We start from the raw sequence: 19,914 nt of genomic DNA on the forward strand, positions 1-19,914 counted from the left end.
TTTAAGGACATACAAGTCAAAGGATTGATTTATGGCAAAGCATTATGCTTTTCGTACACTGACTCAAATCCCATCAGGAATATGGATATTGGGTTTTGTGAGTATGTTGATGGATATTTCCTCGGAAATCATCCATAGTCTTTTACCTCTATTTATGGTGACTGTGCTGGGAGCGAGTATGGTCACTATAGGAGTTATTGAGGGTATTGCTGAAGCCACCGCATTGATTGTACGCGTGTTTTCAGGGGTACTAAGCGATTATTTAGGTAAAAGAAAGGGTATCGTTTTATTAGGTTATGGCTTAAGTGCTTTAACTAAACCATTATTTGCTTTGTCTTCATCGGTGGGTTGGGTTTTTGCTGCTCGTTTTATGGATAGAATAGGTAAGGGAATAAGAGGAGCACCCAGGGATGCATTGATTGCTGATTTGGCTCCAGCGGATTTGCGCGGTGCGTCTTTTGGTTTGCGGCAATCGCTTGATACGGTCGGTGCCTTGCTCGGCCCATTGCTTGCTTTCGGCTTGATGATTTTGTTTGCTAATCAATTCAGAGTCATTTTCGCTTTCGCTTTAATTCCAGCTTTAATTGCTGTTCTATTAATTATAATCGGTGTTGAAGACGTTCAAACGACCTCTGAGCGTGAATCGGCTAATCCTGTGAGCATGAAGTACATAAAAAAATTACCTGAGGCTTACTGGTGGGTTTGTATTGTGGGAGCCGCAATTGCACTGGCTCGATTCAGTGAGGCTTTTCTGGTTTTACGGGCTGTTCAGGGTGCGATGCCCCTCGCAATGGTTCCATTGGTTTTGGTTATCATGAATCTGGTGTATACCTTATCTGCTTATCCAGTAGGGTGGTTGGCAGATAGAATGCGGCACGTCAATTTATTGGTCTTGGGATTAATTATTTTAATCGCTGCGGATTTGATATTGGCTCTTGGTAATCAGTGGTATATTGTTTTGATCGGTTCGGGTTTTTGGGGACTGCATATGGGATTTACTCAGGGATTACTTGCCGCGATGATTGCAGAAACATCCCCTTCATCTGTACGCGGAACAGCTTATGGGGTCTTTAATTTATTAAGTGGAGTTGCTTTGCTTTTGGCTAGCATTATTGCCGGGCTTTTATGGGAGCAATTTGGGGCGCCCTATACTTTTTGCGCAGGAGCTGCATTGTCGTTGATCGCTTTAACAGGATTGCTGTACGTAAAATATAAAGTAGTGTGAATAGTGCTTCATCTATTTAACTTGCGATTTATTTACCCAGCTTATTGATTGCTCAATTTGCTTAAAGTATAATTTTTAATCTCTAAGTTCATCGGGGTTCAAAAATGTCCAAAAATGCTCTTTTTAATTTAATCAATGCTCGAAAACAGTTTGCGCATTTTGCAATGCCTGATAATGTTCATTTATTAGAACGAACTCATAAATCGGGCACTCCATATTTCTTGTTCGAACTGCCTTTAAAGGAACAGTTGGTAATAGGGGGCTATCGTTTAACCAATCATCACCTGAGCGTGTATTCGGATGCTGTTGGAAAAATAGATTATAAAAGCCAATATCACTATACTGCTTATTTCGAAAAAGAAGGAATTGAATACCGATTACATGTTTTTTTTGATTCTCGTGATTATTTTTTTTCTCACCCCCATTTTGCGGAAATTAAATCGGAAAATGAATTCGTAACTGTAAATTGTCAAGAGCACGATGCTGCATTTACCTTACTGGCTGACACAGCTACCCGTGAGCTTGTTGAGAAATTAAGAGCATTTCAGGCCATGGTTATTAAATCATTGGAAGCGCTTTACGAAGAGCTGGAAGCCAGGATTCTGGTTTTATCTGAAAACATACATCTTAATAAGAAAGCATATATTGAAGCCATCAAACGGCAAAAAGAGGTCTTAAATCAAATAGTCCTTTATTCGAATCATCCTGGACCAGTATTTCGTAAAATGAGCTGGTTAAACATGACACTAGCTAATGTCATGACTATCGATGCACCTTCTGCTGCGTCGAAGGAAGAAGCGACGTCCAGTGATAAAGCGGAGCGCGTTGAACGAAAATCACGTTCTGCCAAAAAAGGCACTGGTTATCAAGCCACCCATTTTAAACAGCATGCCGTCCAAAAATCAGCACTTGCAGAAGACGTCGCCAAGCATAAAGTTGCCCCAAAAGAGAGTTTCGCAGCAGCAATTCAGCAGTTAAAATTGCGTACTGACGCCTATCAATCGATGACTGATGAAAAACTGATAACTCAAATAGAAGAACTCTATCTTGATGTCTTGGGACTCGAGTGGACTTTGGAATCCAGACACAATTATGAGGTTACTCTAAAGGATTTAACTAATTTAAGAGTCCTCGAAGATCGAGTCAAGCAATTGGGTATTGGTTTATTGCAAAGAGCGTTAATTCGAGAGCACTATGAGCAAGCTGCTCAATTAAACTCGTTTCACTCGATGTTGCCAGAAACTATCGTTTTATTAGCGTTACAAAACTTTAAAGCTGAATTGTTGGACTTTTTGCTGAAACATAAAATTATGCCTATTAATTTCAAAGGATTTGTAATTGCGCACAAAGAATACCCATCTTTAGTTGATTATTGTTTCAAAAACTCAACTAAAGAGGTTCCGGCACTAAAGTGTCTTAATATTTTGGTTAAACATGGTGTTTCCCTGTTGGATATAGAGAGTAGTTCTGGTTTGCCCTACGCGGCAGTTCTTCTTTTGAAACCCGGCCATCCTTTGCGAGAAGTACTGGAACAAAATGCCGGACTTACGATTAACAATCCTTTATTTTATAAACAGCTGAATCAGGTTCTGCGTCTGGTATTGGATAAATCAACCTGTGCCCCTGAGTTAAAGAGTCAGGTAGCTGAGTTAATCCTGTCAAATCAGCACAAAATTGAATTATTAAAACATCACATTCATTCAACTGAACCCATGAGCGTGCCTTCATATTTAGAAGAAACTTTGGGTGAGCAGATGATACGACAACTACTTGATGATCCACAAATTCGTTTTTATAAACAATCAATTGAACGCAAAGTTGCTCAATTAATTCGAAGATTACCACGTGCGCAGCATAAAGCGATTGCTGGTTTTACTAAAGTCGATTTTGAATTAATCAGCAATTCATTAAACAGAATTGAGAATCTTGCAGAAGTCCCTTCATTTGAAGAAATTAAAAAAGATGTGGTAAGACAACAAATTTTGATACTGGAGTTTGTTGAGCTTAGGGATGAAGCGATTGATAAAGAGGAGTTACTGAGTTTCGTCATCCAGCTTAAACGAAAACTCACAAGGGATGAAAAGAAATTATTAGCTCGTTTAAATATGATTTTGAGCAGGATGGGTGAAATTGAGAAATTATTGCTGAACAGGGAGCATGATCCAATTCAGGCAATAAAAGATAAAGTCTCAGCTTCACTTTCAGAAATAAGTAATGAAAACAGTGATTTGAAACAGATTATTTCTGGTCTGATCAAAGAATCATCTTCCAGCAGTTCTGATGCACCAAGGCCTGAAATTGGTTTGGCCTTTGGGATGTTTTATAATATGTTTGAAACCGCAAGCTCTGATACCACTGCAAACACTTCAGGTGAAGAACCTGATATGACAAATATCTGCAGAATCTCCTGATTTGCGAGTGAAGGAAAATTGATTTGCTTACTTTGAGCTAGAGTAGCAAGTGTCTTGATTTTTAATCCAAAACATTTGCTACGTTCGCTGGATGGATTAAATACTCGGACATTTTGACACAGTATCTAGTTCATCGGGTGATTGAACCAGTTCCTGATAGAATTGATCTAAATCTTCCAGTAGTTCAGCCAGGCTGTCACAATAATATGTCCCTGATTGAGCATTTTCAATTAACTCTTTGTATTGGTCTATGTAAATATCGTACTCATCAGTCAAGTCAGTATTGTTAACATGCTCATGTTCTTTGATTTTAGTTAATACATCATCGATTTTTATTTTAATATGCTTAAAGTCCTTCTTGGTACCTTGAACTGGAGGAGCTGGTTGTTCCGCTTTTTTCCACTCATAGATAAAAACCAATGCAATGATCGTTAGAGGAATTAGTGTAATTAATCCTAAATAAAACATTGAATTTGTAGAAGGGTCTGGAGGAGTATAGCGTTCCGGGCATTCATGGGGATGAGTCTGACAGATTGGTTCAGTAAGTGTAGATGATGTTGGTGGGAATAACGAAGAATAATGTGGGGTAGGAGTGTGAGCTGTGATTGAGTTTATTTGCGGTTTAGCCGTTTGGAGAACTCGAGTTAAAGGTTCGGGAGCGCTGGGGCCTATTCGTCCTTGTTTAGTATGTTGATGTTTAACCCAGTGGTGCATGGATCCCATAAGTTTGTCCAATTCTTGCGCCTGGCCTGCAATAGCTTCGAAAGAAGTGTCTTTTATTTGAGATGCACTGAGATGAGTGATTACCTGATTGACCTGTCCTTTAAGTGCCTTATTGGTTTTAAGCAAATCAGAACTGCTGGAGGGAAATTGGGATAAGGTATCATGGTTTTTTCTAAAGGTTTGTAATTTTGCCTGCTCCGCTGTAAATAATCGTTTCCAAACAGATAAATCCTGTTCTTGCTGTATGGCTTTATGATATGCCTGGGTATTTTTTTCAATAATTGCATCAATATGGTGCGACGATTCATCGATAAAAACATCAATTTGATTGAGCAGGGAGAGCATTTGCTCTTTGAATTGATGGATAGTATAGACTTCTCCGGCTTGTCCCAAAAGATCCATGATTTGAGCGACTACTTTCTGAAATCTATCCAGTTCATCCAAATCTGAAACGGCATTGGCATAGTGATTTAAAATATCTTCATCCATGGCAATTAAATGAAATTTTGGACAGTTTTTTAATTGCTCCATCTGAAATCTATCCAGTTCATCCAAATCTGAAACGGCATTGGCATAGTGATTTAAAATATCTTCATCCATGGCAATTAAATGAAATTTTGGACAGTTTTTTAATTGCTCCATTGTTAAATGAAGGACAGGGGCTGAATCAGCAACTAATTCTGTAGCGTGTTTTCCGCAGTTTTTTGCTACCTGTGTAGGATATGCACTGGAGTCTGTAATGTGCTCCAGTGTAAAATCATAAGGATGTGGGTTCACTGGACTTATATTCAGAGCAAAATGTAAAATTCTGTTTCTGTCTGTTGATAGTTTTTTTATGGTTTTTGATAACTCTCCAAGACGTTCTCTGAGGAGCTGCGATTCCACTAAATGGGTTAAATAAGGATGAATTTTGTTATCAATCACTCCACGAAAGTTGGCCAAAAACAAACGATCCGATCCCTCCAGTGGTGAAATGTTTTTTTCAATGGTTCGTAAATAATGAGTGAGTAATTCCAATTGTTCCTGGACTTGTTGGATGTTGGTATTTTGACTTAAGCCTTTTAAAATATTATTTACATCCAGAAGAACATAATTCATCGGTTGGTTTAAATGTTCTTCTGGTAATTCCTGATTTCTTAGCAAAAGGTAGTCACCTACATTTTGCATTAAATCATACAAGGATGGCCATTGCAGTCTTTGGCTATCAATGGGCTGTACATGAAAATCATCGCGGGTTAATACTTGACGAGGTTTGAACGAATCGGAGTAAAGCCACGCGTGCTCATAAATATTAATCAAAGCCTGATCTGAGTCAGCAAACCACGAACCCTGGTTGGTCAAATAATCCGGATGAATGCCTGATTTGGAGCGAATCGCTAAAACCCAGTCACGAAAATTTAATTCCTGCTCTGTATAACCGTATTCAGAATGAAGCCAAAATCGTGCTTTATTAGGTATTGGTCTATAGGATGCCAAATGTTCCTTCTTTTCCTTTCCCATACTTCTCACTCCTTGAGAAAGCAAATAACCCTAAGGATATTGCCTGGTTTATGATAGGTTGTTTTACAGCCTGGTAATAATATCCATAACCAACTAGGTTACTTTTATACCAATTAATTTGATAACATTCTTTCATTTAATAAGCAATAGTTCTTAAGTTGCACATCAATCCAATCTTCCACCGACACCTGAATTTTGCTAAATTAGGACTTTTGATTTTTATAGGTGTGCTATGCCATCATTTGATATTGTTTCTGAAATAAATGAAGTTGAGTTACGGAATGCTGTAGATAATGCGACGCGGGAAGTTGGGACCCGTTTTGATTTTCGTGGTGTTGAAGCAACAATTGAACTTAAAGAACTCACTGTTACCCTGCGATCTGAATCGGAATTTCAGGTGCGTCAGCTTGAAGATTTATTTCGTACTCATTGCACCAAGCGTAATCTGACTACTGCCGGGGTTGATATTGAAGATAAGCCGGTTCATATCGGAAAATTTTACTCTCTGAACATGACGTTTAAGCAGGGGATTGATCAACCTACGGCCAAAGAAATCATTAAATTTATTAAAGACAGCAAGGCGAAAGTTCAAACATCCATCCAGGGGGAGAAAATTCGGGTTACCGGGAAAAAACGCGATGATCTTCAGGATACAATCGCTTTATTAAAGAAATCTGATATTGAATTACCACTGCAATTTGAAAATTTCCGTGATTAACTTGTTTCATGCGTTCGAGCTGGTGCCCGCTGCTTGCCAACTTTTTCAAGGCTTGGTGATAGCGGATTCTTCTGCTTTTTTTTAAAAATCAGCTCAGCTTTATCCACCTGATTCTCGCGCTTATGCCGCGGGATTTCGGTTAATGAGTGATGTCCCTACATGGTTTATACCGATTTTTCTGAGAACGAGTTATTCTCTGCTGTCTGTTCAAAGGCAAGCACTTCAAACAGATCTGGTGGTAAGGGTTTACTGAGGAGAAACCCTTGTCCAATGTGGCATTTTTTTGAAATAAGATATTTTAATTGATGTGTCGTCTCTATTCCTTCTGCAACAATGCTCATTCCCAGTTCGTGAGCTAATTTGATAATAATATCTACCAGGATGACCTTGTCTTTTTCATTATGTATGTCCGATATAAAGTCTTTATCAATTTTTAATGTGTCTATGGGCAACATTTTAAGCCGGCTGAGAGAGGAATAGCCCTTACCAAAGTCATCGAGTGAAATTTTTATGCCTATGCTGGAGATGCCATTAAGCACAGAGCTCACTTCATCATTGTCGCCCATTAACAGGCTTTCTGTAATCTCCAATTCCATGTGTTCAGATGGAAAGCTGTTGTCTTTCAATGTGCTTTTAAGGTTTTTAAGAAATTGATTATTGGCTAATTGAATGGGCGAGATATTAATGGAAAATGACAGTTTTTTGGGGTGTTTAAGCATCCATGACATGATTTGCTCAGCGGATTTATTGATAATCCAGAGTCCCAGGTCAATAATTAAGCCAGTAGCCTCGGCAACAGGGATAAATTCATTTGGGGATACCTCGCCCAAAACGTCGTTGTGCCAGCGTAATAACACTTCAGCACCAATAATTTCCATAGTCAACAAATTGAACTTGGGCTGATAATTTAGCTCAAATTCGTCATTTTGGAGCGCTTTACGGAGATGCGCCTCAATTTCTGATTCTCTATGCTGCAGATAACTGAGTTGCTCAGTATAAAATTGATAGGTGTTTTTTCCACTGTGTTTTGCTTTGTACATGGCCAGATCTGCTCTGATCAGCAAATCTTCGGCACTCCTGCTGTCCTCAGGATAGATTGAGATGCCTATGCTCACTGTTACGGTAATCAATTTACCGTTTATTGGATAAGGACTGTTTAATTCATTTAAAATACGCTCTGCGAGTTGGCGAGCGGAGGAGTGGGATTTCAAATTGGGTGAAATCAAGGTAAATTCATCACCACCTACTCTGGAGAGAATGTCTCCTTTTCGGGTTAGTAAAACCAGTCGATTGGAAAATTGTCTAAGAAGCTCATCACCATGAACATGACCAAAGGTATCATTGGTTGATTTAAAGTTATCAAGATCAATAAGCAAAAGGGCGACTGAACTATGTGTTCTCGCTGCGTTTGAAATTGATTTATCCAGCAAGACTTCGAATTCACGTCTGTTATACAGATTGGTTAATGAGTCATGAGACGCGATATAGGCTAGCTCCTCCTGTTTTCTTTTTAATCTTTTTTGTGCTTTCAAAACAGCGGTATACGAAAACACATAATTAATAACTAGACAGGTGCAGGGTATAAAATAATTAACAAGCTTGAGCACGTAAGCAATATTGTATGCGCTGTCATAGGGGGAGCTGGACAGTATCATGATATAAAACGAAGTGACTATCTGAGTTACAGCCATATAGAAAATGCTGTCAACCAAAATGGTTGGGTGTGCTTTATATGCTTTGGGGTAAATGAATAGTATTAACATTAAATAAATAAAAACAGAAATTAACTCATAGGGGCGAGATAGAGTGCAGTCAGAAAACCACATTTGCGGGAGTTCATTTACTTCAGTTACATAATAAATGATAGTGATGGCACTCAGTACCAGTAGAGTGGTGAGTAAAATAAAGGTAGTAAAACTTACATTGTGCTTGTCATTCGAGGTAATTAATATAATCAAGCCAATAGCTAATATTAACCCGCTGATGCTGTTGGAGAAGATCCAGATCAAGGCATCCAGATTATTTTTTTGGGTGTATTCCAAAGATAAGCCATCAATAACCAAGGTATGTAGTGCTTCCGTGGATCCGGAAAATAAAACAGCCAAACCTATAATTAAAGCGACTTTGTCGTTGCTTAATCTGTATTGAGTAAAAGCCAGTAAAATAGTGACTGCAGCTAGTGAAAAACCAGACCATTGCAATAATGTTTGTCTGAAATAACCACGAATCTGAGATTCGAAAAAGAACGCATTAACTTCCGTTTGGGGATTTAATTTATTGGCAATTGAGCTGAAATCCAGGCCGAAATACAAACCAATATAGGGTAGACCTAATAACAGGATAATGATGAGAACCAAGAATTGAGGTATTCGTTTTAGAGTAACTTCATTAAATACAAATGAATGTTCCATGTAATCAGATCTCTCTGTTTAAGCATCTGGCAGATGATTAAAAGTCCTTTATATAAAAAATAGCATATAAAATTGGGAATATCCTTGAAACCTGAAGGAAATCATCAGGTAACAGGCTATTTCAAGGGGCAGAAGAGTTCCTCTCTGACTGAATGAATCGTATTTAGATTACAATTGAGGGTATGCTTTGGTCTTTAATATCGATTTATAAGGCCCATTGGGTTGATTGATTATCCAATGCGCAAAGCTCTGATTCGGGAAAATTCCATTATGAATATAGGTGTAAAATAATTTAATAAAATCAGCCCTGGCTTGATGAGATTGACTTTTCCAGGGTTGGGCTGATATGGAATCCGAGGGTGCTAATACATTGATTCCCCCCAAACGCATTTGTCGATTGATGATATCCATAAGGTTCACTTGCGTTCCATTGGCCATAATGTCGTGCATCACCATAAAGGTGGTTGTTCTGCCTTTTCCAGCCGCGCAATGATAATGTAGCCAGGCGTTTGCTGGTAATTTTTTCAATAAAGCCAGGTAGTCATCTACCTGTTCAGGAGCGGGAGGATGGTAGTCTGGTACAGGAATTCTGAAATAACCTATCCCGCTAAGCTCTGTGGTTTGCTGTTCTGTACGGGTATTTTTAATTGAAATCATTATTGGTTGAGTGGGCTCTTTAAATCCTGAAACGGGTCGACCCAGAATATGAATTAGTATGGAGTTTGTTCCTGAGAGATAGTTAGCCCAGTTTTGTTCTTCTTTATTTATTTCAACCAAGGTTTTGCCCCAGTTAATTTCATCTTTTTTATAAAAAATACTGATGGGTAAGCCATTGAGATAAAGATGAGTTTCTTGTCTCAGATCGATAATAAACAGTTGATGATCAGTTCCATATTGTTTTTTCAACCACATCATATTGGCCAAAGTGGGGTTAGCACTCCCTGAAATGAATAAATGGTCTAAACCTTTTGGGTTAATTTCTTTTTTAACTGCATCATTGATTCCGGTTGTACTTCTCCAATGAAAAGGCACTGCTTGTGTTGTCTGGGGGTTTTTGCGCCAATGATTGTCTATCCAGAATGCTCCGGATGGTATTTCAGGACTTTTTGTTGAATTAAACTTATTACCGCCTGAGGACTCAGCTGCGAGAGGTGCACTCAGTAAAAGAAATACTATGAATAGACTAATGTTGATTTTTTTCATGCAGTGCCCTTGATTTACCAGGATTTGTGGACATTTTATCTATTTACCCCTTCCTTTTAAATACACCAATACAGTACAAGAATCTGAATTCTAATTAAACTATTTGTTTATTACTAAATATTATTTAATGATTTCTGTTGTATAGCGCTGAGCGTTCATCTCTGCTGACCAAAAATGGGCAGGAAGCCCCATTTTTAGCTTTAAATGCTCAAGAAATTCATCGGTGTTGTTTATGGATTCCCAAACAGACGGTAAAAAGGTTGCCTGATGTTGTTTATAGGTCAGGAGTAATCCATCAACTCCCTTTCGTATCTGGGATTTAAGTTCGTTTTCACTGTCAAAATACAACTTTTCCAGCGGGCTTAAAATGGATATAGACACAGAGATATCATTTAATTCTTCTGTGGTTAATTTGGGAAAACGTGGATCAATGAATCCGGCACGAATGGCGTTATTGATTACGTTCTCGGCCAGCATCTCCTGAGAAAACAGACTTCCCATGCATCCTCTGAGCATTCCTCTCTTTTTTAGCGTAACAAATGAAGGCATGCGGATATGTAATAATTCATTGTATTGCATAGGATTAAATTCAAGGAGTTTATTTTCAGTCGCCTGAAGCCGGAGTGATTCTTTAGCTAGATAAAGTAGCTCATCAGCACAATGATCAGTAAATTTAAGATCTTGATAAAAGTGATAGGAAGCATATCCGACTACTCTATCTTTTGTGCCCGATGTGTCTCCAGAGTTTTTTAAATCCAGTAAGCGTCCACATATTTGGTTTTGACGGGCAAAATGTAACAATCCACGTAAAGGATAATAACCGCATGCATCCTGCTGATGTAACGATTCTGGATTTAAGGTGCTGATGGACAGGCAGGTGTTTCTGTCTTTTTGTTGTGCGGTGTCGTAAGGAAGATAATGACTGAGATCACTACTGATTATAATCAGAGTTTCCTCTCCTCCCCAAACCTGTTGTAACAGATCCGCCACGTCCTGTTCACTGGTTTCGCCAACCACCAAAGGCAGTACAGTAAATTCGTTGAATAGTTCCTGACAAAATGGCAATTGCACTTCCAGACAGTGTTCCTGTTGATGGGCCTGACTTAAGGCGTGAACATAAGGAAGGGTACTTATTTTGGTTATCAGCTCCTGATTTTGTGCGATTTCTCCTAATGGAGTGGCAAAGTATTTGACTGGATCATAAGCAATTCCTCGTAGATGCACGGTGTGCGCCGGGCCTAGTAATACAATGTTTTTGATCCTGTCTCTTTGTTGGATTAACGAAGCGTATGCTAAGGCTGCTATGGAGCCTGAGTAACGATATCCCGCATGAGGAACTAGCAGAACTTTGGGAGGAAGACTGCTCTGTTTGCTCTGACTTAACAGGTGCTGAATTGTATTGTGAAGTGTGAACTGATCGCCAGGATAAAAAATCCCTGCTACAGCCGGTTGCCGAACAGTCATTAACAAACTCCAGTTTTCATGCAGGTACTATACTTATAAGTATAGAATAGTGTTTCACCGCAGGTGTGTTTGATGACCGATATTATTCCAACTCATTACTGGCATAAGCTTGAAGATGGGCGTATTCAATGTGATGTATGCCCACGTAATTGTAAATTGCGTGAGGGGCAAAGAGGATTATGTTTTGTCAGAGCTAATAGGGACAATCAAATAAAACTGACTACTTATGGCAGGTCGAGTGGTTATTGTATCGATCCGATTGAAAAAAAACCTTTAAATCATTTTTTGCCAGGGACTCCGGTTTTATCTTTTGGGACTGCTGGGTGTAATCTGGCCTGTAAATTTTGCCAAAATTGGGATATCAGTAAATCTCGGGATATGGATACTTTAGCGGATAGTGCCATGCCTGCAGATATTGCCTATGCCGCAAAAGATTTGCAGTGCCGGAGTGTTGCTTTTACGTATAACGATCCCGTGATTTTTATGGAGTATGCAATCGATGTGGCTAAAGAGTGTCATCAACTGGGTATTTACTCCGTTGCGGTCTCTGCAGGTTATATTAACCCGGAACCACGCAAGGAGTTTTATACCTATATGGATGCTGCGAACATTGACTTGAAAGCTTTTAGCGAAGAGTTTTACTACAAAATCACAGGGGCTCATTTACAGCCAGTATTGGATACTTTGGAATATTTAAAAAAAGAGACGGATGTGTGGTTTGAAATTACCACTTTGCTTATCCCTGATGAAAATGATTCCACAACCGAAATGGAGAACATGGCAGCCTGGATAATGGATCATTTGGGGCCAGATGTTCCTTTGCATTTTACTGCTTTTCATCCTGACTGGAAAATGAAGGATAAATCGCCAACTCCTGCTTCAACCCTCCAAAGAGCCAGAGAAATAGCTCTAAAGTCAGGTTTACATTATGTCTATACCGGTAATGTGCATGATACTGTTGGTAGTACTACCTATTGTCCAAACTGCAAGAGCCCGGTGATTGTCAGAGATTGGTACCAATTATTAAGTTATCGTCTCGATGAGATGGGACATTGCCTTCATTGTGGAGCGCAGATAGCTGGCGTTTTTAAAGGTCTTGCAGGAACCTGGGGACCAAGAAGAGTGATGGTTAAATTGGGTTTAAACCCACTATAAGGGCTATCACGCAAAACGTCGTTGAATAATCCATCATTTAATAGTTCGATGTTCTTATTAATCGGGTTGCTTGAGAGGTATTGTTGAAACTCTTTTGTGACTGATTTAGTAGAGTTTCAATGTGCTCCCGGTTTCTTTGAGCTTTTTGCATGTTTGGCAACGTCCTTTATCAGGGAACGTAACCACTGATGGGCAGGATCTTCATTGTCCTTCTGATGCCAATATTGATAGCAGCTATAAACGTCAATTGGAAAGGGGACGGAAGCTATACTGAGATGAAGATAACTGTTTAATTTTTCTGCTGCTGAACGAATCGTCAGAGTCAGGTAATTGGTGCCAGGTAGGGTGATGAGGGGAACTAAACCATGCCCTACACTGATTGATACCCGTTTGGCATAACCCAGCTTGGCCAGATATCGATCGAAGTAATTGTGAAACGGTGTGCCGCTTAAGGACAATTGAATCAAGGGATATTTGAGGATGTTTTCCATACTGATCGTTCCGTTTTCAAAAGCAGGGTGATCTTTACACCCAACAATGACCGCTTCATCATGAAACAAAGATTGGTGTTTTAACCCCCCTGGTGCACCTTCAAACATACCTACCATGACATCCAACTCACCTGACTCAAATACATCGGATGATGTCAGATACCTTGGGTGTACTATGTTGACTTTGATGTCAGGAGCCAATTCTTCCATTTTGTGTATCAAGTTTGGAGCCAATAAATACGAAACCAGATCCGACATGCCAATACGAAAAGTTCGGGTATCTGTTGCTGGATTAAAGGGTTGGTGGCATGAAAAAATGGCATCAATCTGCGACATGGCAATCCGGGTTGGCTCAATCAACGATGAAGCTAATGGGGTCAGTTGCATGATGTTATGCCGTCCAGGCACCAGAAGGGAATCATTATAAAATTCTCTTAGTTGTTTTAATGAAATACTCATTGACGATTGACTTACGCCAATTTGTTTGCTGGCAAGGGTAACATGCCTGCATGAGAGCAGAGCATACAGAGCGCGTAATAAATTTAAATTTAAATGTTTGATGCTCATTGAGATTGGTATTTATGTAAGCTTATATAGCATATAGCAGATGTATTAATTTTTATCAAGAAAGTTCAATGGGTTAGCCATACTACTCATCAATGGTGTTGCCTCATTGAACTCTTGGTTTGAAAAAAATAGCTCAAATGAACTTTTATTTTTATGGTCCCTTAGGCGCTTCCTCCAGATACGCAGTTGCTCTTTCCTCTTTGGATTTGGCTTCGTTAGGAGTAGATTGATATTGAGATTGATTTATATCACTCATTAAACTGTCTATGCTATTTGATTCGCCCATGGGTTGCATTTGACCAAAAACAGGATTCTTATTTTCTGAATTTTGATTGCTTTGCAGGTCATCCCGCAGAGATTCCAGATCAGCTAATTTGTCTTCTTGATGAGCAATTGCCTCCTCGGATTCGCTAATTCGTTCTTCAAATACATCATTAATATGGTTGTTAAATTCTGTATTATCAGCAGCGGTATAAACGGGTTCCTTATCCTTACCAAAAAGCCAATCAATAAAGGATGTGATCAACTGCATTATAAACGAGCCGCTTGATTTTGAACCAGAAGAGACATGGGGGGCTTGTTCTATCGCATTAAATAAGTTGCGTGCGGATTGATGAAATTCTTTGTCAGAATGTAAATCATCGACGTATTCTTCTTTATTTTCAATTTTTTCATCCAACAGTTTTATAAATTCTGAAACTTCTTTAGGAGACAATTCTGAAATTAATCGAGCTTTTTCTTTGTTGGATAAATCTTTGTCTCTAAGTGCTTTTAGCGTTTCATTTAGTTTTTGATTTGCATCTTTTTGCTGGGTTTCTTGTGATTCACTTGCTTGTTCTGATGCGAGAGTTTCTTCAGGTTCATCAGCATCTTCTGCCTCATATGTTGCTTCAGATTGATAATCTTCTGCAGCCTCATAGGTGGGTTCAGATTCATAGGCACCTTGAGACTCATAAGTTTGTTCTGGTTCATCCGATTGTTGTGGTTCAGGAGACTCGTTCTGTTGATAGAAGACCTTGCTCCCTTTATCATCGATTAATCCATTATCATAAGCTTTGCGATTATTTTCATCACTTAAGATTTCGTGCGCGAGGTTTATTTCTTTAAACAGCTCCGTTGCTTCTTCTCTCTTGTCTTCAGCGACCTTATCCGGGTGATTTTTTAATGCCAGTTTATAATAGGCTTTTCGAATCTCTTCAGGTGTGGCAGTTTCGCTAACACCCAGAACCTCATAAAATTTCTTTGCCATTGTAGCCTCTCATGCAGATGAATTGCAGCGCACTTGTACATATAGAGTATAATACATTATGAGCAATAATGAGTCTTTTTGGTTTTTTTTGACCTATAACCAACGGGATTTGGATCAATTCATGGTACTACTTATTGTGCTATAATTGAACAGTGTTGTGCAGGAGCTATTATGAAACGATTTCTTTTTACAGCTCTAATCTTAACCGCCCTGGTATTTCCAGGATGGGCTTTGGATTTTGATTCCCATAGAAGCTCTCAGGAGCAATTGAATTCTCAGGATAAGGCTGAGGATGGTGATGCCCAATCGCAACTGGAGCTAGGAATTAGTTATGAGAAAGGGGATGGGGTAGAACAGGATTATAAAAAAGCTGCTTTTTGGTATCAAAAGGCTGCTGAGCAAGGAAATGCTGAAGCTCAAAATAACCTTGGGTTATTGTATCTGAATGGTCAGGGAGTGCCTCAGGACATCAAGCAGGCAATGATTTGGTTAAAAAAAGCAGCAGATCAAGGTTTAGCCCTGAGCCAAAATAATGTGGGAATACTGTATGAAAATGGGAATGGCGTGGAAAAAGATCCACAACAAGCCTTCGTTTGGTATAAAAAAGCAGCTGATCAAGGGAATTCTGATGGACAGTATAATTTAGCTGTTTTGTACATGAACGGTACCGGCGTTAAAAAAAATACGGCACAGGCCATTTTCTGGTATGAAAAAGCAGCTGCTCAAGGCGATTTGGACGCACAAAATAATCTTGGTGTCTTGTATGAACGGGGTGATGGGGTACCAAAGGATTTAACAAAGGCCATTTATTGGTATACCAAAGCAGCCAATAACGGCTCAGCGTTATCTCAAACCAATCTGGGTGTTTTATACATGGATGGCGATGCCTCAGTTCAAAATACTGAACAGGCGTTGTATTGGTTTGAGAAAGCTGCAATTCAAGGAAATATGAAGTCGCAAAATAATCTGGCCTTCATGTATGAGCATGGACAAGGTGTGTCTAAAAACATGGAATTAGCGATTTCCTGGTATTCAAAGGCCGCAGAGCAGGGTTTTGCCATGGCTCAAAATAATCTTGGCATAATTTATTCTAGCGAGGGACAGTATAAAGACTATCAGCAGGCATTCAAATGGTTTAAGAAAGCAGCAGAGCAAGGTGATGCTGAAGCACAAAATAACCTGGGTTTAATGTACATGAAAGGCCAGGGCATGCCCGTAAATTATAAGGAAGCTGTTTCCTGGTACAAAAAGTCTGCGGAACAGGGTTTACCCTTGGGGGAGCACAATCTGGCTGTGATGTATATGAATGGCCTTGGGGTTAAAAAGGATAATAAACAGGCCATTAACTGGTATCAAAAAGCAGCTGAACTGGGACAGCCCTTAGCTCAGAATAATCTTGCCGTGATGTATATGAATGGTGAAGGCATTCAACGCGACATCAATAAAGCCATTTACTGGTATACTAAAGCAGCAGAACAAAACCTGACCCTGGCGCAGATCAATCTGGGTTTACTGTATGCTGATGGAAAGGGCGTCAAGCGAGATCTGGCCAAAGCGAAATATTGGATAGCCAAGGCCAAGGATAATGGTTCACAGGATGCGCGCGACATTTGGGTGTCCTATAAATTATGGAAGTATTGAGCTCCGTTGCTCTATCGCAAAACTCATTTTTATGGTTCTATACTTAGATACATCTTAAATAACCAGAGGCTGTGGACAATTGTGCGATTACCCCAACATGGTGAGGCTTGACCGTGCCATTCAGAAGACCACAAAATACAGCAGACAAGCCGCGTTATATATATGTTTGCGAGTAACTAAGTCAGTTAATTATCAACAGCCCCGGATGGGTTAGTTCCATGTCTATTCACCTGATGAACAATCCAGAAGACAGACAGTGGCGAATTTTATTGGTTTATGATGTCTATAGGCTGCTGAGCGTTATTTTATTACTGGTGATGTATTTTTTTAGTTTTATTTATCGTCCTCACTCGCCTTTATTTTACAGTATTCTTGTAGTTTATTTTGTTTTCTCATTGCTTTTTTTAGCTTTTTGGCATCACAGAATCTTAAGCTTTGACAAGCAAGTGTTTCTCTCTGGAACTCTCGATGTCATTGCGATTTCGAGTATGCTGAGCATTATAGGAAATATGGATTCAGGGTATGGAATTCTCCTTAATGTGACCATTGCCGCTCTGAGTATTTTGGTTCCAGGTCGTTTAGCGATTTTTTTTGCAGCCCTTGCCAGCTGCCTGCTGCTATGTGGCAATGTATTAAAATTCTTAATAGATAATCAACGAGATTTAATTACGTTTTATTACAGTGGAATTTATGGCGCCGGCTTCTTTGCTACCGCGATTACAGCCTGGTATCTTTCCAACTGGGTCCGTCAATCGGAGCATTTGGCTCGTCATCGCAGTTATGAATTGGCCAGTATGCAGCGAATTAACGAATACATTGTGGAGCGGTTGCACTCAGGAATCATTTATGTGGATGAGGCAAAGCACATTAAACTAATGAATTCTGCTGCACGACAATTTTTTAATGTTAACAAAAAAAACAATCCAGATAATTTACACCAACTTTCAGAGCAAATTGCCAGTAAGTTTGATCATTTTTTAATGAAAAATAAAATCAATGAAGGTGTGGCCCAGACTTTAATTGAAGAACCTCACTTAAGAGTCCATTTTTTTTCAACAGATGTGGCCAATAATCCTGAAGTGCTTATTATTTTGGAAGACATGTCATACATAGGGCAACAGGCACAGCAACTCAAACTGGCTGCATTAGGTCGATTTTCGGCAAGTATAGCCCATGAGCTACGTAATCCTCTGGGAGCCATTGCTCATGCAGCCCAGTTATTTGGCGATGACCATGGTTTGAATGAAGAAGACGCTCGTCTGAAACAATTAATTATTAATAATTGTGAACGAATGAATGGGGTTATTAAAAATGTTTTGCAATTGACCCGACGTCAACAGTCTCATCCTCAGGTTTATGACATTGCCAGTTTATTAGATCAGTTTCAGCAAAATTTTTGTCATAATAATCGTTGTAATTTATCCATTAAATTACCCAGAAACAAACAGGTTTCATGTGTATTTGATAAAAGCCAACTGGAACAGATATTGGTGATACTTTGTGATAATGCAATGCAACATGGACGTGATGAACAAGGAAATGTAGATATTGTGATTGCAGTAAAATCGTCATCGAATAAAACCATCATAACCGTTAGTGATACAGGTCCCGGGATTCCAGTCGAGAATTGGGAAAATGTGTTTGAGCCATTTTTCACAACGCTGAGAACAGGAACAGGTATGGGCTTGTTTCTGGCCAGGGATTTATGCGAAATTAATCAGGCGCGATTAGATTTGGTGAAGTGCAGTAAAGGAAGTTGCTTTGCTATTACTTTAAATCCATCGGAAGAGCTATTGATATGACAAAAAGTACTGTTCTGGTAATTGATGATGAGCCAGATATTCGGGAGTTATTAAGCCTTACTTTGTCACGCATGGGCTTGAACTGTGATACCGCTTCTAACCTTAAAAAAGGGATTGAATGCCTGAAACACAATGATTATGCACTTGTCCTTACGGATATGCGTTTACCCGATGGTGATGGCATTGAGCTGGTTAAATACATACAAAAATACAAACCGCAGTTACCTGTTGCTGTGATTACTGCTTATGGAAATGTTGAAGGAGCCGTAAATACTTTAAAAGCAGGGGCTTTTGATTATGTTTCAAAACCCGTTGACTTAATGATGTTGAAAGATCTTGTAAAAACAGCGTTGGCCATGCAAAACACGCAAAATAATGATCAGGATGATACCTTGGTTGGTACAAGTTCTATAATCAATCAACTTAGAGAGAGTATACATAAACTGGCACGGAGTCAGGCTCCGGTATTTATTCAGGGTGATTCCGGTGTGGGAAAAGAGTTGGTCGCACAATTAATCCATTCCAATGGCCCAAGAAGAGATAAACCCTTTATCCCTGTTAATTGCGGTGCAATACCCAGCGAACTGATGGAGTCCGAGTTTTTTGGTCATAAAAAGGGAAGTTTTACAGGAGCAATAGCAGATAAATCTGGTTTGTTTGTTGCCGCACAAGGCGGGACTCTGTTTCTTGATGAAATTGCAGAGCTTCCATTGGCCATGCAGGTTAAATTACTGCGAGCGATTCAGGAGAAAGCGATTAAACCAATTGGTGAGTTGTATGAAATTCCTGTTGATGTTCGAATTCTAAGTGCCAGCCATAAAAATCTGCTGGAAGAGATTAGTGCAGGAACATTCAGACAGGATTTGTATTATCGAGTCAATGTCATTGAGCTGCGTGTACCCACTCTGGCGGAGCGACTTTCAGATATTCCTGTTTTAGTCCGAGCAATTTTAAAAAAATTAGCTAAAAATCAGAACAGAAGCCCAGTCACGATAAGCGATGAATGTTTAAAGCTGTTACAAAACTATCATTTTCCCGGAAATGTCAGAGAATTGGAAAACATTCTGGAACGTGCCATGGCCATGAGTGAAGGCGAAGTAATCGAGCCAGGTGATCTGCTTTTACCCAAAACTCCCTCTACAGTAGCCTCACCTATAATGACTGGATCTGCTAATTTAACCGGATTTATCCAGGATCAAGAAAAAGAGCTGATATTGGATGCGCTGAATAAAACGAAGTGGAATCGTACGGCTGCTGCCCGGTTGTTGGGGGTGAGTTTTCGGACTTTACGTTATAAATTAAAAAAGCTGGATCTTGATTAAGGCATTAATCTTGTCCCTTTGTTCTGCTCCAC

Annotated in this window: 13 protein-coding genes; 7 read left to right on the top strand and 6 right to left on the bottom strand. The window is 39.4% G+C overall.

What is annotated here, in order from left to right:
- The first annotated feature begins 31 nt into the window (after window positions 1-31).
- Together G543_RS0113645 and G543_RS0113650 are read left to right on the top strand one after the other, a co-directional pair.
- On the top strand, window positions 32-1,225 hold the full coding sequence (locus G543_RS0113645; protein ID WP_028385012.1) for an MFS transporter: 1,194 nt from the start codon (window positions 32-34) through the stop codon (window positions 1,223-1,225).
- Window positions 1,226-1,329: 104 nt separating this feature from the next.
- Window positions 1,330-3,636 (top strand): hypothetical protein, encoded by a 2,307-nt coding sequence (locus G543_RS0113650; RefSeq protein ID WP_028385013.1) that lies wholly within the window; start codon window positions 1,330-1,332, stop codon window positions 3,634-3,636.
- A 96-nt stretch (window positions 3,637-3,732) separates the two neighbouring features.
- On the opposite strand, the gene G543_RS0113655 is transcribed toward G543_RS0113650, so the two are convergent.
- Window positions 3,733-5,859, bottom strand: coding sequence for a hypothetical protein (locus G543_RS0113655; protein ID WP_028385014.1), 2,127 nt, complete (start codon window positions 5,857-5,859; stop codon window positions 3,733-3,735).
- Window positions 5,860-6,091: 232 nt separating this feature from the next.
- On the opposite strand from G543_RS0113655, the gene G543_RS0113660 reads away from it, so the two are divergent.
- Entirely contained in the window at window positions 6,092-6,577 is a 486-nt protein-coding gene (locus tag G543_RS0113660; protein WP_028385015.1) for a YajQ family cyclic di-GMP-binding protein, read from the top strand.
- A gap of 164 nt (window positions 6,578-6,741) precedes the next feature.
- On the opposite strand, the gene G543_RS18015 is transcribed toward G543_RS0113660, so the two are convergent.
- The 3 genes from G543_RS18015 to amrB all read right to left on the bottom strand — a co-directional run bounded on the left by G543_RS18015 (window position 6,742) and on the right by amrB (window position 11,655).
- Window positions 6,742-8,988, bottom strand: coding sequence for a putative bifunctional diguanylate cyclase/phosphodiesterase (locus G543_RS18015; RefSeq protein WP_051190718.1), 2,247 nt, complete (start codon window positions 8,986-8,988; stop codon window positions 6,742-6,744).
- A 168-nt stretch (window positions 8,989-9,156) separates the two neighbouring features.
- Window positions 9,157-10,191: a phosphatase domain-containing putative toxin gene (locus tag G543_RS0113670; RefSeq protein ID WP_028385016.1), complete on the bottom strand. Its 1,035-nt coding sequence runs from the start codon at window positions 10,189-10,191 to the stop codon at window positions 9,157-9,159.
- Window positions 10,192-10,311: 120 nt separating this feature from the next.
- Complete coding sequence (gene amrB, locus G543_RS0113675; RefSeq protein ID WP_028385017.1) at window positions 10,312-11,655, bottom strand: AmmeMemoRadiSam system protein B; 1,344 nt, start codon at window positions 11,653-11,655, stop codon at window positions 10,312-10,314.
- A 72-nt stretch (window positions 11,656-11,727) separates the two neighbouring features.
- Between amrB and amrS the strand changes: the two genes are divergently transcribed.
- Window positions 11,728-12,810 (top strand): AmmeMemoRadiSam system radical SAM enzyme, encoded by a 1,083-nt coding sequence (amrS, locus tag G543_RS0113680; protein ID WP_028385018.1) that lies wholly within the window; start codon window positions 11,728-11,730, stop codon window positions 12,808-12,810.
- 116 nt (window positions 12,811-12,926) lie between these two features.
- Here the strand turns inward: amrS and G543_RS0113685 are convergent, their stop codons facing one another.
- Together G543_RS0113685 and G543_RS18505 are read right to left on the bottom strand one after the other, a co-directional pair.
- Window positions 12,927-13,868: a LysR family transcriptional regulator gene (locus G543_RS0113685; protein WP_035922345.1), complete on the bottom strand. Its 942-nt coding sequence runs from the start codon at window positions 13,866-13,868 to the stop codon at window positions 12,927-12,929.
- A gap of 151 nt (window positions 13,869-14,019) precedes the next feature.
- Window positions 14,020-15,117 (bottom strand): J domain-containing protein, encoded by a 1,098-nt coding sequence (locus tag G543_RS18505; RefSeq protein WP_028385020.1) that lies wholly within the window; start codon window positions 15,115-15,117, stop codon window positions 14,020-14,022.
- Window positions 15,118-15,288: 171 nt separating this feature from the next.
- On the opposite strand from G543_RS18505, the gene G543_RS0113695 reads away from it, so the two are divergent.
- The 3 genes from G543_RS0113695 (at window position 15,289) to G543_RS0113705 (ending at window position 19,882) form a co-directional block, all read left to right on the top strand.
- Window positions 15,289-16,758 (top strand): tetratricopeptide repeat protein, encoded by a 1,470-nt coding sequence (locus G543_RS0113695; protein WP_028385021.1) that lies wholly within the window; start codon window positions 15,289-15,291, stop codon window positions 16,756-16,758.
- Between the two features lie 218 nt (window positions 16,759-16,976).
- A complete protein-coding gene (locus G543_RS0113700; RefSeq protein ID WP_028385022.1) occupies window positions 16,977-18,560 on the top strand; it encodes a sensor histidine kinase in 1,584 nt (527 codons plus the stop codon).
- Window positions 18,557-19,882, top strand: a complete 1,326-nt coding sequence (locus tag G543_RS0113705; RefSeq protein ID WP_028385023.1) for a sigma-54-dependent transcriptional regulator — start codon at window positions 18,557-18,559, stop codon at window positions 19,880-19,882. The genes G543_RS0113700 and G543_RS0113705 overlap by 4 nt, the downstream gene beginning before the upstream one ends.
- Window positions 19,883-19,914 lie beyond the last annotated feature (32 nt).

Origin of the sequence: Legionella moravica DSM 19234, assembly GCF_000423305.1 — a bacterium.
GTDB lineage: Bacteria > Pseudomonadota > Gammaproteobacteria > Legionellales > Legionellaceae > Legionella > Legionella moravica.

Excerpts from the sequence above, each read along its gene's own strand:
- G543_RS0113645 (WP_028385012.1), top strand. The coding sequence starts at position 32 with ATGGCAAAGCATTATGCTTTTCGTACACTGACTCAAATCCCATCAGGA.
- G543_RS0113650 (WP_028385013.1), top strand. The coding sequence starts at position 1,330 with ATGTCCAAAAATGCTCTTTTTAATTTAATCAATGCTCGAAAACAGTTT.
- G543_RS0113655 (WP_028385014.1), bottom strand. The coding sequence starts at position 5,859 with ATGGGAAAGGAAAAGAAGGAACATTTGGCATCCTATAGACCAATACCT.
- G543_RS0113660 (WP_028385015.1), top strand. The coding sequence starts at position 6,092 with ATGCCATCATTTGATATTGTTTCTGAAATAAATGAAGTTGAGTTACGG.
- G543_RS18015 (WP_051190718.1), bottom strand. The coding sequence starts at position 8,988 with ATGGAACATTCATTTGTATTTAATGAAGTTACTCTAAAACGAATACCT.
- G543_RS0113670 (WP_028385016.1), bottom strand. The coding sequence starts at position 10,191 with ATGAAAAAAATCAACATTAGTCTATTCATAGTATTTCTTTTACTGAGT.
- amrB (WP_028385017.1), bottom strand. The coding sequence starts at position 11,655 with ATGACTGTTCGGCAACCGGCTGTAGCAGGGATTTTTTATCCTGGCGAT.
- amrS (WP_028385018.1), top strand. The coding sequence starts at position 11,728 with ATGACCGATATTATTCCAACTCATTACTGGCATAAGCTTGAAGATGGG.
- G543_RS0113685 (WP_035922345.1), bottom strand. The coding sequence starts at position 13,868 with ATGAGCATCAAACATTTAAATTTAAATTTATTACGCGCTCTGTATGCT.
- G543_RS18505 (WP_028385020.1), bottom strand. The coding sequence starts at position 15,117 with ATGGCAAAGAAATTTTATGAGGTTCTGGGTGTTAGCGAAACTGCCACA.
- G543_RS0113695 (WP_028385021.1), top strand. The coding sequence starts at position 15,289 with ATGAAACGATTTCTTTTTACAGCTCTAATCTTAACCGCCCTGGTATTT.
- G543_RS0113700 (WP_028385022.1), top strand. The coding sequence starts at position 16,977 with ATGTCTATTCACCTGATGAACAATCCAGAAGACAGACAGTGGCGAATT.
- G543_RS0113705 (WP_028385023.1), top strand. The coding sequence starts at position 18,557 with ATGACAAAAAGTACTGTTCTGGTAATTGATGATGAGCCAGATATTCGG.